This window comes from Ruegeria sp. R13_0 (assembly GCF_017743995.1).
GTDB lineage: Bacteria > Pseudomonadota > Alphaproteobacteria > Rhodobacterales > Rhodobacteraceae > Ruegeria.
Genome location: NZ_JAGHRB010000016.1, coordinates 61,915 through 75,392 on the forward strand (window position 1 = coordinate 61,915; position 13,478 = coordinate 75,392).

Genomic DNA, 13,478 nt, shown 5'->3' on the forward strand with positions numbered 1-13,478 from the left:
TCCCGGCGCTTACGCGTTGAACGGCATGTTGAATGCTTTCAACAGGCTCTTCGCTTCAGCGTCGGTTTTCGCTGTGGTGGCAATTACGATATCCAGGCCCCAGACCTCGTCGACTTTGTCGAAGTCGATTTCCGGGAACACGATGTGCTCTTTCATGCCCATGGCAAAGTTGCCCTGACCATCGAAAGACGGCTTAACACCGCGGAAGTCACGAACGCGCGGCAGCGCGATGGTGATCAGACGATCCAGGAATTCGTACATCCGGTCACCGCGCAGGGTCACTTTCGCGCCCAGCGGCATGTCTTCACGGACGCGGAAACCCGCGATCGACTTCTTCGCCTTGGTTGCAACGGCCTTTTGACCAGCAATCGCAGTCAGATCTTCGACGGCAGCTTTCGCTTTCTTCGAGTCTTTGACCGCCTCAGCACCACAACCGATGTTCAGAACGATTTTGTCCAGCTTGGGCAGCTGCATGTCGTTCTTGTAGCCGAACTCTTCTTTCAGAGCGGCACGGATGGTTTCAACGTACTGAGCTTTCAGACGCGGGGTGTAGGTTGCGGAATCAAGCATCGATCACGTCCCCTGTGGTCTTGGCGAAGCGGACCTTCTTGTCACCTTCCATGCGGAAGCCAACGCGGGTTGCTTTGCCGTTCTTGTCCAGCAGCGCCAGGTTCGACAGCTCGATCGGGTTTGCCTGAGGCAGGCGACCCCCTTGCGAGGTTTGCGACTGACGTGTGTGACGGATGGCAATGTTGATGCCTTCGACAACAGCTTTACCGGCTTTGGGATCAACCGAGGAAATGGTTCCCTCTTTGCCCTTGTCCTTGCCGGCCAGCACGACGACCTTGTCGCCTTTGCGGAGTTTAGCAGCCATGATTACAGCACCTCCGGAGCCAGCGAGATGATTTTCATGAAGTTCTTGCCGCGCAGTTCACGAACAACGGGGCCAAAGATACGGGTACCGACTGGCTCGTTGTTGTTGTTAAGGATGACGGCGGCGTTGCGATCGAAACGGATCGCGGTGCCGTCTTCGCGACGGACTTCTTTGGCGGTGCGTACGACGACGGCCTTACGGACGTCCCCTTTCTTTACGCGGCCGCGCGGGATGGCTTCCTTCACCGAGACGACAATGATGTCGCCAACGGAGGCGTATTTACGCTTGGAACCACCCAGGACCTTGATGCACTGAACTCGGCGTGCGCCGGAGTTGTCAGCGACATCCAGATTGGTCTGCATCTGGATCATGTGGTTTCTCCCGACCTGTGGGGGCTGGTCTCGTTAGATCCCCCAGGGTTTCGACAAATGGGAAAATCCCGGAGGCTTACGCTTCCAGAACTTCCCAACGTTTCGTCTTCGATTTCGGCGCGCATTCGATGATGCGTACGGTGTCGCCGACCTTGAAGGCGTTCTTTTCGTCGTGAGCCCGGTATTTCTTGGACTTACGAACGGTTTTGTGCAGCAGCGGGTGCTTGAAACGACGCTCAACCGAAACGGTTACGGTTTGCTCGTTGGCGTCGCTGGTGACCACGCCGGACAGGATACGCTTGGGCATAGGATTACTCCTCCGATGCCGCAGCAGCGGCCTTTTCGTTCAGAATGGTTTTGACGCGGGCAGCGTTGCGGCGAGCCGCTTTGATGCCAGCGGTGTTTTCCAGCTGACCGGTTGCCTGTTGAAAGCGCAGGTTAAAGCTTTCTTTCTTCAGGTTGGCCAGTTCCTCGCGGAGCTGGTCCGGGGTCTTGTCACGCAGTTCTTGGGCGTTCATCGCCTTTTTCCTTTGCTCAAAACACCAGAAGGCCCCCTGACAGGGTCACCTTGGACCTGGTGGATGAATGATAGACATGCGAATCCCCCGACTCGGCCGGGGGACTTGCAGGATGCCGCCGTATAAGGGTTTAAACGGTGGGTGGCAAGAGGAAGTTTGGAGAGTTGGCGAGACGTTTGGTCGTTAGGTTTAAAAGAGCCCAAGCCAATCGACATTCGTTAGTCATAGTTGTTATCGACGCGTATATTGTCTTGACGATTTTTTGGAAAGCCCAATGCACGAAAGAAAGAGAATACACACAGTAACTTGGGATCCAAGCGCAGACCTAAGACTTCTACGTAAACTCGAACAGCAGGGATACATCGAACTTTGGGGAGTTAACATTGAAGCTGTTGTAACTACCAAAAAGATCAAGCCCGAGCGAAAAAGTCTGCCAACGGGCTTCATAGACAGTCCATTTGCGACCATAGGAAACGCGAAAATCGCGTCCGACGAAACGCCCTTTGAGAGAATAAACGCTATCTTGGGCAGAGGCCACCACGCAGACGCCCTACACTTGGAAGATCATATTGTGAGCGGTCGCGATCTCTTTGCAACAAGCGATACAGACTTCCTTAAACATCGAAAGCAACTCGAAAAGGAATTCAAGATTAGAATTATGACAGCGCAGGAAATCGTTGAGACCCTAGCGGGCAACGCGAATATGTAGTCTGCTCTTCACAGCATTGGGCTCCGCCCGTTCGCCCCTCAATCGCTCCACCGGAGCGATTGCCGCTGCGCGGACCGGGGTTCACTCCCACTTATAATTAAAACTCACCGAAATCCGCTCGTCTTCTGCCATGTTCATCGGCACCTCGTGACGCAGCCAGCTCTCCCAAAGCAGGACATCCCCCACCTGAGGCTTCATATAGATGAACGGCTGCAAATCGCGCCGCCCGCCTTTCACACGCGTCGGCGCGGCCATCATGCGGCCTGAGCGGGGGTCTTCCAGCTTCAGCGCGCTCGCGCCTTCGGGCATGGCCACATAGGTTGTGCCCGAGATCACGCTGTGCGGATGCAGGTGGCTGGAGTGCATGCCGCCCTCCGGCAGGATATTGATCCACAGGTCCTCCAGCTTCAGCTCCCCCTCGCCTAGATCAAATTCCAGATCCTTGGCAAAGGCGGCGACGTGCTGATCCAGCGCCTGCACCAGATCGTTGAATATTGGGAAGCGCCAAGGCAGATCGGTCAGCGAGGCGTAGCTGGTATAGCCGGGATAGCCATTCTCTTCACACCATTCCTGCCCGGCCTCATCATCCTCGGCGATAACAAGACAGGAGTTTTCCAGCTCGCCCACGTCGATCTTGGGATCGAACTCGGACAAAGCTGCGCGATAGAGACGGGTAACGAAGAGTGATTCAATCTGAGCCATGCCCCGGCTATATCCCAGCCGAAGCACAAGGGCGAGAGCAGCCGCCTCAGAAAAGCGGCTGCTCGGGTGCGATCTTTCGTTTGGCTCTTTAGTAGAAGTAGCGCAGCCAGAGATAGACGTTGGCGATCATCAGGGTCAGGATCATGATTGGGAACGCCATGAGCGCGAATTTGACGAAGCCAATCGGCTGCTTGGCCTTTTCGGCAAAGGCAGCAACCGTCAGGTTGGCGCTTGCGCCCAGCAAAGTCCCGTTGCCGCCCAGACAGGCGCCCAGAGCCAGCGACCACCACAGAGGCTCGATCGCGTCAGGCCCGCCGAACGTGTCAGCAGTGGACTCGATCAGAGGGATCATCGTGGCCACGAAGGGGATGTTGTCCAGAATGGCCGACAAGATGCCCGAGGCCCAGAAGATGAAGAACGCAGTCCACATCATGTCGCCTTCGGTCAGCTCCAGCACTTTCTCACCGAAGAATTCGAGCAAGCCGACATGCTCAACGCCTGCAACGATAACGAACAGACCGCCGAAGAAGAAGATGGTGATCCACTCAACCTCGCCAAAGATGTGGTGAACGGATTCGGACTGCTCTTCTCCGTGCTGGTGTCCGTAGGCCAGCAGCATCAGCAGCGCAGCACCGGCCAGCGCCGAGGTGCCCGGCTGGATACCGTAGCCATGGCCAAGCGTGAAACCAAGCAGGGTCAGCGCCAGAACCGACAGGGATTTGATCATCAGGCCGACATCGGTGATCGCTTCGTTTTCATTGAAACGCATGATCTTTTCGCAGGCGGATTTGGGGATGGCGGCCAGCGTGCGGCGGTTCATCAGGTAGATGATACCGGTCAGCACCACCAGACAGATGGCCGAGATCGGCGCAAGGTTAACCACGAAGTCATTGAAGCTGAGGCCCGCGGCCGAGCCGATGATGATGTTCGGCGGGTCACCAATCAGAGTGGCCGTGCCGCCCACATTCGAGGCCAAAATCTCGGCAAAGAAAAACGGGTAAACGCGCGTCTCGAGCGCGTCCGTGATCAGCAAGGTGATCGGCGCGATCAACAGAACAGTGGTCACGTTGTCGAGCAAAGCCGAGAACACTGCCGTGATCAGCGTCAGCATGATCAGGATGCCGGTCGGATTGGCCTTGACCACCTTTGCGGCCTTGATGGCGACGAATTGGAACAACCCGCATTTACTGGTGATCCCGACGATCACCATCATGCCAATCAGCAGCGCCAATGTGTTGGCATCAACGCCCGCGACGGCCTGTTCCTGGTTGATGATACCGAACAGCACCATCAGCGATGCCCCCAGCATGGCCAGAATGGCGCGGTTTACTTTTTCGGTCACCAGGACGGCATAAACTGCAATCAGGATACCGGTGGCGACCCACACAGGGTCAATCCCCAACAGCTGAGGAACGGAGAACGCGTGTTCTCCATGCGAAACGGAATGGTCGGTCAATGGTCTGATCCGGTCTTTAGGGGTTAGCTCAGCGCGTGATCAATCAACGAGTTCGGGCTGACAGAGCCGACAAAGCGATTGGTCTCGGGTTCCACGAGGAAAACGTGGCGTTTGAATTTGTGGATCAGGAAAATGCCTTCCATCACCGGCGTGTCGGGTGCGAGAACCGGGATGTTTGCCGGGTTCGACATGTGATCTCCGACCCGCTCTTCGTGCAGGCGCTTGATCTGTTCGCTGATGTCTTCCTTGGTCAGATCCATAAAGCTGAGATGGCTGATCGCAACGCGCGACGTCTCATCGCTTACACCAATACGGGCCGCACGCGGCAGGATCATCTTTATCAGCGTGGGCGCGGTGAAAACGCCTTGGAAGCTACCGTCGTCCCCCACCACCGGCAAGAACCGGGCGCGGCTGTCGCGGATGATCTCAAACGCCTTGGCGACTGTATCATCGGGATGAATTGTCTTCTGTTTTTCAGGGGGGACCATGACGTCCCGGCAAGTAAGGCCCATACGTGTCCTCGGTCTTTCAGCGGAGTTTCAGAGCCAAGGCACAGTTCGTGCTCAAGCCGTATCGGAGTAAGATCGACCCAAGCTCTGATTGGGAAGGTATTGCGAGCGCTTCTTTTCACCAGATGAGAGAATATGCCACCCCTGAGCCCCATCTTTTTTGCAATGCCGGTATTGAATCTCGGAATTGGGCGCCTAACGGGTTTGCGAGAGGTCATAAACGAAAAAGCCCCCACCGATTTCTCGGCGGGGGCAATTCTGTTCGGGTTTCCTCGGACTGTTTACCAGTCTTCGCGAACCACGACGCGAGTCTTGATCGGCAGTTTCATCGCGGCCAGGCGCAGGGCCTCACGGGCGATGTCGTCATTGACGCCGTCGATCTCGAACATCACGCGACCAGGCTTGACTTTGCAGGCCCAGCGGTCGACCGAACCTTTACCTTTACCCATACGAACTTCGATCGGCTTTGCAGTGACCGGAGTGTCGGGGAAGATGCGGATCCAGACACGGCCCTGACGCTTCATGTGACGCGTCATGGCACGACGTGCAGCTTCGATCTGGCGTGCAGTTACACGCTCAGGCTCAAGAGCTTTCAGGCCGTAGGTGCCAAAGTTCAGATCAGAGCCGCCCTTGGCGAGACCCTTGATCCGGCCTTTGTGCATCTTGCGGAATTTAGTACGCTTTGGTTGAAGCATATCTTTCCCTCCTTAGCGACGACCGCCACCAGCACCACGAGGTGCAGGGCCGTCCTGGAGTTCCTGTGCTTTACGGTCACGTGCCTGCGGATCGTGCTCCATGATCTCACCTTTGAAGATCCAGACCTTGATCCCGATGATCCCGTAAGGAGTCATCGCTTCGGCATGTGCGTAATCGATGTCGGCACGCAGGGTGTGCAGAGGCACGCGGCCTTCGCGGTACCACTCGGTCCGTGCGATTTCGGCGCCGCCCAGACGACCAGCGACGTTCACCCGGATACCCAAGGCGCCCATACGCATGGCGTTCTGAACCGAGCGCTTCATTGCGCGACGGAACGAAACACGACGTTCCAGCTGCTGAGCGATGGACTCGGCAACCAGCTGCGCGTCAAGCTCGGGCTTGCGCACTTCGACGATGTTCAGGTGCAGTTCGCTGTCGGTCATACGAGCAAGCTTTTTGCGCAGAACTTCGATGTCTGCACCTTTCTTGCCGATGATGACACCGGGACGTGCAGTGTGGATCGTAACGCGGCACTTCTTGTGCGGACGTTCGATGATCACACGGGCAACACCGGCCTGCTTGCACTCTTTGTTGATGAACTCACGGATCTTGAGGTCTTCCAGCAGAAGATCACCGTAGTCCTTTGTGTCGGCGTACCAGCGGCTGTCCCAGGTGCGGTTGACCTGCAGGCGCATGCCGATCGGATTGACTTTATGACCCATTAGGCTTGCTCCTCAACTTGACGCACCTTGATGGTGATCTCCGAGAACGGCTTCATGATCTTGCCGAAACGGCCACGGGCCCGCGGGCGACCGCGCTTCATGACCAGGTTCTTGCCAACCCATGCTTCGGCGACGATCAGCTCGTCAACGTCCAGGTTATGGTTGTTTTCGGCATTCGCGATTGCGGACTGCAGGCACTTCTTGACGTCCTGCGCGACACGCTTGTTCGAGAAAGTCAGGTCGGTCAGAGCCTTCTCAACTTTCTTGCCGCGGATCATTTGCGCAACCAGGTTCAGTTTCTGCGGGCTGGTGCGAAGCATGCGGGTTTTCGCCATTGCTTCGTTTTCAGCCACGCGGCGGGGGTTCTTTTCCTTGCCCATGACTTACTTCCGCTTCGCTTTTTTGTCTGCGGCGTGGCCATAATAGGTGCGGGTCGGCGAGTATTCACCGAACTTCTGACCGATCATGTCTTCCGAGACGTTGACGGGAATGTGCTTCTGGCCGTTGTACACACCAAAGGTCAGACCCACGAACTGGGGCAGAATGGTGGAACGACGCGACCAGATTTTGATGACTTCGTTGCGGCCCGACTCGCGCGCTGCTTCGGCTTTTTTCAGCACGTAAGCATCGACGAAAGGACCCTTCCAAACAGAGCGAGACATGGATTAACGTCCCTTCTTCTTGGCGTGCCGCGAGCGGATGATCAGCTTCTGGGACGCTTTGTTCTTGTTGCGGGTACGCTTACCCTTGGTGTCCTTACCCCACGGAGTAACCGGCGTACGGCCACCCGAGGTACGACCTTCACCACCACCGTGCGGGTGATCGATCGGGTTCATTGCAACACCACGAACCGACGGACGAACGCCCTTGTGGCGCATACGACCGGCTTTACCGAGGTTTTGGTTGCTGTTGTCGGGGTTGGATACGGCACCGATGGTGGCCATGCATTCCTGACGGACCATGCGCAGCTCGCCCGAGCTCAGACGGATCTGAGCGTAGCCGCCATCGCGACCAACGAACTGAGCGTAAGTACCGGCCGCACGTGCGATCTGCCCGCCTTTACCAGGCTTCATCTCGATGTTGTGGACGATGGTACCGATGGGCATGCCCGAGAACGGCATTGCGTTGCCCGGCTTGATGTCGGCCTTGGCGGATGCCACGACTTTGTCACCAACAGCCAGACGCTGCGGAGCCAGGATATATGCCTGCTCGCCGTCTTCGTATTTTACCAGTGCGATGAATGCGGTCCGGTTCGGGTCATATTCGATCCGCTCGACGGTTGCCGCGACATCAAATTTGTTCCGTTTGAAGTCAACGATCCGGTAGAGACGCTTTGCGCCACCGCCGCGGCGGCGTGAAGTGATCCGTCCGGTGTTGTTCCGGCCGCCCGATTTGGTCAAACCCTCAGTGAGAGACTTGACCGGACGTCCTTTCCAAAGCTCCGAACGGTCGATCAGCACCAGCCCGCGCTGGCCCGGCGTCGTCGGCTTGTACGACTTGAGTGCCATGCTTTCTGTCTTCCGTTTAGCAAGTGCGAGGGATTTCCCCGCTATGTGATAGGCCCCCGTAGGTGCCAAGGGTATAGGGCCCCGAAGGTCCCCGGTTACAAATATCAGAGACCCAGGAACGAATCCGAGGCCGCAAGATTGGGAGCGTCTAGCAGTGTTGGGGGTGGGTGTCTATAGGGTATCTAATTTTCTGGATTACCGGAGATTGCCCGGGAAAGATCATCTACATCTGGCAAGCTCTCGTCCTTAGATACATCGCCATCCTCCAAGGATGCATCCGTTTGGTTCTTATCTTGTTGGGCAACAGTTTCTTTCTCAGTATTCCACTGAGCTACGAAATCTTCGTAATGTTCGGGAGGCGGCAAGTCATCTTGACCGTGGGAAAGCTTCAGTGACGGCATCTCTACACGCCGGAGCTGGATAAATTTCTCTAAGTAGCCCTTAAAATCATCGAGATTTCCCACCATTGATGGCCTGCCCAGCAGTGAAGCTTCCATTTCACGCAATTCGCGTTCTTCTTTACTGCGCATCGTATCAATTGAGATGATTGGGCAGGGAGAACCATCCAATACACCCTTGAAAGACTGCATTTCTTCGAAGTTAAATCCAAGTTCAAACTTCGTGAGACCTTTGTTACTAGCAGCCTCCGTAAGCAAGTATGCCAAAGCGGGAGAAATCGTGAACGTATCTACCGTGGAATTTCGAGAAATTCGAAATCCGCCATCAATCCCCTTACCTAGAAAATCGAAGTTTTTCGGGTTTTCATCAACTTCTAACTCAAACTCTTCTGTTTCCAGTCCATGTACGCCTGCAAACGGATCCTCTCCCGCCGTATGGCTAACAGCGATGCTTTTGTTTGGGCTGGGGAACGCAGCGATCCAGCCATTACCTTTTGCATTGAGCCCTGCATAGGTTCTACCGATAAACTCGCCGAAAGTATGCAGCGTTTCAGAAAATGCGGCCACGTAGGCTCCGAGGTGAGTAACGCTGTAAACGCGGTTTACGAATAGAATTTCATCCCCGATTGTCTTCCACACTTTCGGCGTCGCGCTTTTCTCTTGCGGCGACATTCCCCCAATATGCGTGCATTTTTTTTGAAACGAGTCTTCGTATGATTTGGGAAATCGACCGTAGAATTCTCTAAACGCGGCTCGCCATAGTTGAGTGTCATGTTTTGACTTAAATGCAGTAGAACCCGTGAGGTCGACAGACAAAAAAAGCCGAATCCGGTAATCCGGCACTTTCAATTCCGACATAAAATTCCCTTTAGGAGACGTTCAAATTCTTTGCGCGAATGTCAGCCGCAACCTGGCTCACGCCATATTCAATCGCCGCTGAATGAACTCCACTCTTTTTAACGGTGGCTGCAAATTCTGTTGAAGGCATGAGAAATGCAGCCGCAAACCAATTGGCTTCCCACTCAGCACGCTGCTGATCCTGATCGCTTTGGTCTACGTAGCGAGTCGCACGCATGACGGCATGCTCATCTTCATCCTTGATGGCCCGGAAATGAAGCAACAAGTGACCCAACTCGTGCGCAATCGTGAACCGATCACGTTTCAAAGAAGTATGACGAGAAACAAAAATTTCGAAATCGTTGACTTCTCGTGCAATGATTGAGCCACTTTCCTCATCGCCAAACCCACTAGTGCCAACGACAAGCCGACCACCAATCCTCTGAACCAACTCCTCAATGCTGTCTCCGGGGCCAAAACCAATTTTCTTAGCCAAGTCTTCGGCGAATCTTTCGACGCCGGCTTTGGAGGCACCCAGAGCTTTGGGAGCGTAAAAATTCTCGATCAAAATACCCTCCATTTGCAAACGTTAGACATTTGCAGAGCGATTTTAGCATGTGAAACAAAGCTGAAACAAGTTAATAAAGCATTATATTGCCCTGCATTGCTTTATCCACGCAACATAGTGTGCCTGTATGTAATGTAGGTTGCATAACCCACAAAAAAACCCCCGCTTTCGCGGGGGCCTTTATCTCTCTCCAAAGACAGGTCCGATCAGAGACCGGTGCTCACGTCGATGGTGTTACCCTCTTCCAGGGTCACATATGCTTTTTTGACGTCTTTCCGACGACCCAACTGGCCGCGGAACCGCTTGACCTTGCCTTTGGTCACGGTGGTGTTCACCGCTTTGACCTTCACACCAAACAGCGCCTCAACGGCCTCTTTGATCTGCGGCTTGTTGCTGTCGATCGCCACTTCAAAGACAACCGCGCCGTTTTCGGACGCCATGGTCGACTTTTCGGTGATGATCGGCTTGCGGATCACGTCGTAGTGTTCTGCCTTCGCGCTCATTTCAGACGAGCCTCCAGTGCTTCGACAGCCGCTTTGGTGAGCACCAGGGTGTCACGCTTGAGGATGTCATAGACGTTTGCGCCCATCGACGGCAGGATATCCAGACCTTCGATGTTCTTGGACGCTTTCAGGAACCCTTCGTTCACGGTCGCGCCGTCGATGACCAGAGCGCGTTTCCAGCCCAGGTTTGCAACCTGTTTGGCCAGAGCGGCGGTCTTGCCTTCGGCTTCGGCACTCTCGATCACAACCAGTTCACCTGCCTTGGCTTTGGCCGACAGAGCGTGGCGCAGGCCAAGCTTGCGGAACTTCTTGGGCAGGTCGTGGCCGTGCGAGCGCACGACGGGGCCTTTGTAGATACCACCACCACGGAAGATCGGCGCGTTACGGTCACCATGGCGTGCGCCACCGGTGCCCTTCTGGCGATAGATCTTCTTGGTCGAGTAGCTGGTTTCCGAGCGGGTCTTGACCTTGTGGGTGCCGGCCTGCGCGTTGTTGCGCTGCCAACGGACCACACGGTGCAGAATGTCCGCGCGCGGCTCGAGACCGAACAGATCGGCGTTCAGCTCGATGTCGCCGGCTTTGCCGCCGTCCAGTTTGATTACATCAAGTTTCATGCTTCACCACCTTCCGCGGGAGCTTCTTCCGCAGGTGCTTCGGTTGCAGCCGATTTCACAGCAGCCGGGAAAGGCAGGCCTTCCGGTGCTTTCTTCTTCACGGCGTCCTTAACGGTAACCCAGCCCGATTTCGGCCCGGGAACGGCGCCTTTGATGAAGACCAGGTTCCGGTCGGCGTCGGTTTTGACGACTTCCAGGTTCTGGGTGGTTACACGAGCAGCACCCATGTGACCGGCCATCTTCTTGCCTTTGAAAACCTTGCCCGGGTCCTGACACTGACCGGTCGAACCGTGCGAACGGTGGCTGATCGAAACACCGTGCGAGGCGCGCAGACCACCAAAGTTCCAACGCTTCATCGCACCGGCAAAGCCTTTACCGATCGAGGTGCCCGAAACGTCAACTTTCTGACCTTCCAGGAAGTGATCTGCCGAAATCTCGGCGCCCACATCAATCAGGCCATCTTCGGAGACGCGGAACTCGGCCAGCTTACGCTTGGGCTCAACCTTGGCTGCGGCGTAGTGACCGCGCATGGCTTTCGAGGTGCGTTTTGCCTTGGCAGCACCGGCGCCCAGCTGAACGGCGGTGTAGCCGTCTTTGTCAGCGGTACGCTGTGCAACGACCTGCAGGTTGTCCAGGTGAAGAACGGTCACAGGGATCTGCTTGCCGTCTTCCATGAACAGGCGGGTCATGCCAACTTTTTTTGCGATAATACCAGAGCGCATAATCTATACCCTCCGATCTTACGACTGCAGCTTGATCTCGACGTCCACACCAGCAGCGAGGTCGAGCTTCATCAGCGCGTCAACGGTCTGGGGGGTCGGATCAACGATGTCGAGCAGACGCTTGTGCGTGCGGATCTCGAACTGGTCGCGGGATTTCTTGTCAACGTGAGGGCCACGGAGAACCGTGAACTTCTCAATCTTGTTCGGCAGCGGGATCGGGCCGCGCACGTTCGCGCCGGTCCGCTTGGCAGTGTTGACGATCTCTTGCGTGCTGGCATCCAGAACGCGATAGTCAAATGCCTTCAGCCGAATACGGATATTTTGGCTTTGCATATTAACAGCCTTTTTTAGGCGTTGAGGTTGAGAGGAGGACGGACGCGCATCGCCAACCCTCTTCGAACCCAAAAGGCGGGAATCACCCCGCCTTGACGTTCTTGTTGAGAACTCGCGCGTATTAGTGGGGTTGGTGGGGTTTGGCAAGGGGTTTGTTTCACCTGAATACAAACCTATTCCGGCGCAAACAACCTCCTAGCCAGTTCTCAACGGAATATCTGATGGAACGACCTTATTCGAAACATCCGAGACGCCAACCTCCTCTAAGACACGCACAAACGCTCGCTCACTTACATAAGGATATTCGGTAGGTCCTATTATTACTCGATCCAACAAAGTCGGTATATCAGCGCTGAACAACCCTTGTTCGGGTTCGTTTTTGAGAGGAAGTGAGAACACTATTTGGGGCACTCCCCCCAAAACCTCGATGCGCTCGACCATTGCTGCGCTTTTTTGTTCGTTGGGCCTATAAAAAAGTCGCCACTCTTTCTCTTCCGAGAACCCAGGGTGCTTCGTGGAAATCGCGCTCAGAAACAACATGTGATGGATGTACTCAACGATAGTAGGTTGGCCTAGCGACTGAAGATATCGTCGGTTAATCAAAAAACAGTCTGTAATCCTGTCCAGCCGCGTCTGGTACTCATCTAGTGAAAGGTATTCGACGGGCGTTGAGTAAACCCCCAAAAGATCTGTAACGGCCATCAGCGGTGTGTTATTAATCACAAGCGCCGTATCTCCATACGCTCGCCACATTGACAAACGACCACTGCGATCTTCTGAATCGTCGTGCTCTGAAATGCATGCGATGTAAGTTTCGAGTTGCCAGTCGTCCACCCAACCCTTAAGGCGCTCATTAACTAGTTCAATTGTTCCTTTGAAAATGTCCTCTACCGACTCCTCGAAACGTTGCCCAGACGGCCCCGAGAGAGTCGAGTGCATCAACTCTATGCCATAGGATATCTCTGAAAAGTCATTCAAGACAGTCGCATTGCGAAACCAGAGTTCTTGGTTCCGTAGGATTTTCAAGGCCGTGTCGGCATTTGTGTAGTAGGCAAAGCGTTGCCCCGTTTCAGCAACCTCGCTCATTTTTTCGAGGTACCCTGGCTGGAAAATCTGGAGAAACTTCTGAGTGCCTTCATCAACTTCCATTAGTCTTTATGGTCTCCATTTGGATTAATTCTTTGTTCTATGCGGTCTTAAACTCTGTAGTGACTTTAGCCTATCAAAAAGGCCGCCCCTGTTTGGGACGGCCTTCTTTCGTTCAACGATGTGCCGGGCTGAAGCCCGGCCTACCGTGATTATTCGGTGATCTTCGACACAACGCCGGCGCCGACGGTACGGCCGCCTTCGCGGATCGCGAAACGCAGGCCCTGCTCCATCGCGATCGGCGCGATCAGCTCAACGCCGAACGACACGTTGTCGCCAGGCATGACCATCT

At 55.1% G+C, this 13,478-nt stretch carries 21 protein-coding genes and 1 pseudogene; 1 reads left to right on the forward strand and 21 read right to left on the reverse strand.

Going from position 1 to position 13,478, the window contains the following annotated elements:
* Positions 1 to 9 precede the first annotated feature (9 nt).
* The 5 genes from rplE to rpmC all read right to left on the reverse strand — a co-directional run bounded on the left by rplE (position 10) and on the right by rpmC (position 1,763).
* Positions 10 to 570 (reverse strand): 50S ribosomal protein L5, encoded by a 561-nt coding sequence (gene rplE, locus J7394_RS18860; RefSeq protein WP_170356680.1) that lies wholly within the window; start codon positions 568 to 570, stop codon positions 10 to 12.
* On the reverse strand, positions 563 to 874 hold the full coding sequence (gene rplX, locus J7394_RS18865) for a 50S ribosomal protein L24 (protein WP_068340764.1): 312 nt from the start codon (positions 872 to 874) through the stop codon (positions 563 to 565). Before rplX ends, rplE begins: the two co-directional genes overlap by 8 nt.
* Positions 875 to 876: 2 nt before the next feature.
* Positions 877 to 1,245, reverse strand: coding sequence for a 50S ribosomal protein L14 (gene rplN, locus J7394_RS18870; protein WP_008757934.1), 369 nt, complete (start codon positions 1,243 to 1,245; stop codon positions 877 to 879).
* A gap of 76 nt (positions 1,246 to 1,321) precedes the next feature.
* Positions 1,322 to 1,552, reverse strand: a complete 231-nt coding sequence (gene rpsQ / locus J7394_RS18875; RefSeq protein ID WP_152459158.1) for a 30S ribosomal protein S17 — start codon at positions 1,550 to 1,552, stop codon at positions 1,322 to 1,324.
* 4 nt (positions 1,553 to 1,556) lie between these two features.
* Entirely contained in the window at positions 1,557 to 1,763 is a 207-nt protein-coding gene (gene rpmC / locus J7394_RS18880) for a 50S ribosomal protein L29 (protein WP_010437082.1), read from the reverse strand.
* A gap of 274 nt (positions 1,764 to 2,037) precedes the next feature.
* Here rpmC and J7394_RS18885 point away from each other — a divergent pair, with 274 nt between their 5' ends.
* Positions 2,038 to 2,472 carry a hypothetical protein gene (locus J7394_RS18885; protein WP_209255338.1) on the forward strand — a complete coding sequence of 145 codons (435 nt, stop codon included), beginning with the start codon at positions 2,038 to 2,040 and terminating at the stop codon, positions 2,470 to 2,472.
* Positions 2,473 to 2,553: 81 nt separating this feature from the next.
* Here the strand turns inward: J7394_RS18885 and J7394_RS18890 are convergent, their stop codons facing one another.
* The 16 genes and pseudogenes from J7394_RS18890 to tuf form a co-directional block, all read right to left on the reverse strand.
* Positions 2,554 to 3,174: a 2OG-Fe(II) oxygenase family protein gene (locus J7394_RS18890; RefSeq protein ID WP_209255340.1), complete on the reverse strand. Its 621-nt coding sequence runs from the start codon at positions 3,172 to 3,174 to the stop codon at positions 2,554 to 2,556.
* Positions 3,175 to 3,262: 88 nt separating this feature from the next.
* A complete protein-coding gene (locus J7394_RS18895; RefSeq protein WP_209255342.1) occupies positions 3,263 to 4,630 on the reverse strand; it encodes a sodium:proton antiporter in 1,368 nt (455 codons plus the stop codon).
* A 23-nt stretch (positions 4,631 to 4,653) separates the two neighbouring features.
* Positions 4,654 to 5,142 carry an HPP family protein gene (locus J7394_RS18900; protein WP_209255344.1) on the reverse strand — a complete coding sequence of 163 codons (489 nt, stop codon included), beginning with the start codon at positions 5,140 to 5,142 and terminating at the stop codon, positions 4,654 to 4,656.
* Between the two features lie 278 nt (positions 5,143 to 5,420).
* On the reverse strand, positions 5,421 to 5,834 hold the full coding sequence (rplP, locus tag J7394_RS18905; RefSeq protein WP_058283513.1) for a 50S ribosomal protein L16: 414 nt from the start codon (positions 5,832 to 5,834) through the stop codon (positions 5,421 to 5,423).
* A 12-nt stretch (positions 5,835 to 5,846) separates the two neighbouring features.
* Positions 5,847 to 6,557: a 30S ribosomal protein S3 gene (gene rpsC, locus J7394_RS18910; protein ID WP_008758042.1), complete on the reverse strand. Its 711-nt coding sequence runs from the start codon at positions 6,555 to 6,557 to the stop codon at positions 5,847 to 5,849.
* A complete protein-coding gene (gene rplV, locus J7394_RS18915) occupies positions 6,557 to 6,937 on the reverse strand; it encodes a 50S ribosomal protein L22 (protein WP_039538267.1) in 381 nt (126 codons plus the stop codon). The genes rpsC and rplV overlap by 1 nt, the downstream gene beginning before the upstream one ends.
* 3 nt (positions 6,938 to 6,940) lie before the next feature.
* Complete coding sequence (gene rpsS / locus J7394_RS18920) at positions 6,941 to 7,219, reverse strand: 30S ribosomal protein S19 (RefSeq protein ID WP_005980699.1); 279 nt, start codon at positions 7,217 to 7,219, stop codon at positions 6,941 to 6,943.
* A gap of 3 nt (positions 7,220 to 7,222) precedes the next feature.
* Positions 7,223 to 8,065 (reverse strand): 50S ribosomal protein L2, encoded by an 843-nt coding sequence (gene rplB / locus J7394_RS18925; protein ID WP_120633917.1) that lies wholly within the window; start codon positions 8,063 to 8,065, stop codon positions 7,223 to 7,225.
* Between the two features lie 182 nt (positions 8,066 to 8,247).
* Positions 8,248 to 9,321: a hypothetical protein gene (locus J7394_RS18930; protein WP_209255346.1), complete on the reverse strand. Its 1,074-nt coding sequence runs from the start codon at positions 9,319 to 9,321 to the stop codon at positions 8,248 to 8,250.
* A 10-nt stretch (positions 9,322 to 9,331) separates the two neighbouring features.
* Complete coding sequence (locus tag J7394_RS18935; protein WP_209255348.1) at positions 9,332 to 9,868, reverse strand: ImmA/IrrE family metallo-endopeptidase; 537 nt, start codon at positions 9,866 to 9,868, stop codon at positions 9,332 to 9,334.
* 206 nt (positions 9,869 to 10,074) lie between these two features.
* Entirely contained in the window at positions 10,075 to 10,371 is a 297-nt protein-coding gene (locus J7394_RS18940; protein WP_008757532.1) for a 50S ribosomal protein L23, read from the reverse strand.
* Positions 10,368 to 10,985: a 50S ribosomal protein L4 gene (rplD, locus tag J7394_RS18945; protein ID WP_170429267.1), complete on the reverse strand. Its 618-nt coding sequence runs from the start codon at positions 10,983 to 10,985 to the stop codon at positions 10,368 to 10,370. The genes J7394_RS18940 and rplD overlap by 4 nt, the downstream gene beginning before the upstream one ends.
* Entirely contained in the window at positions 10,982 to 11,707 is a 726-nt protein-coding gene (gene rplC, locus J7394_RS18950; RefSeq protein WP_209255350.1) for a 50S ribosomal protein L3, read from the reverse strand. The genes rplD and rplC overlap by 4 nt, the downstream gene beginning before the upstream one ends.
* An 18-nt stretch (positions 11,708 to 11,725) precedes the next feature.
* On the reverse strand, positions 11,726 to 12,040 hold the full coding sequence (gene rpsJ / locus J7394_RS18955; RefSeq protein ID WP_008756422.1) for a 30S ribosomal protein S10: 315 nt from the start codon (positions 12,038 to 12,040) through the stop codon (positions 11,726 to 11,728).
* A 195-nt stretch (positions 12,041 to 12,235) separates the two neighbouring features.
* Positions 12,236 to 13,189 carry a DUF2971 domain-containing protein gene (locus tag J7394_RS18960; protein WP_209255352.1) on the reverse strand — a complete coding sequence of 318 codons (954 nt, stop codon included), beginning with the start codon at positions 13,187 to 13,189 and terminating at the stop codon, positions 12,236 to 12,238.
* 149 nt (positions 13,190 to 13,338) lie between these two features.
* Positions 13,339 to 13,478, reverse strand: a pseudogene (tuf, locus tag J7394_RS18965) (elongation factor Tu); the annotation flags it as partial.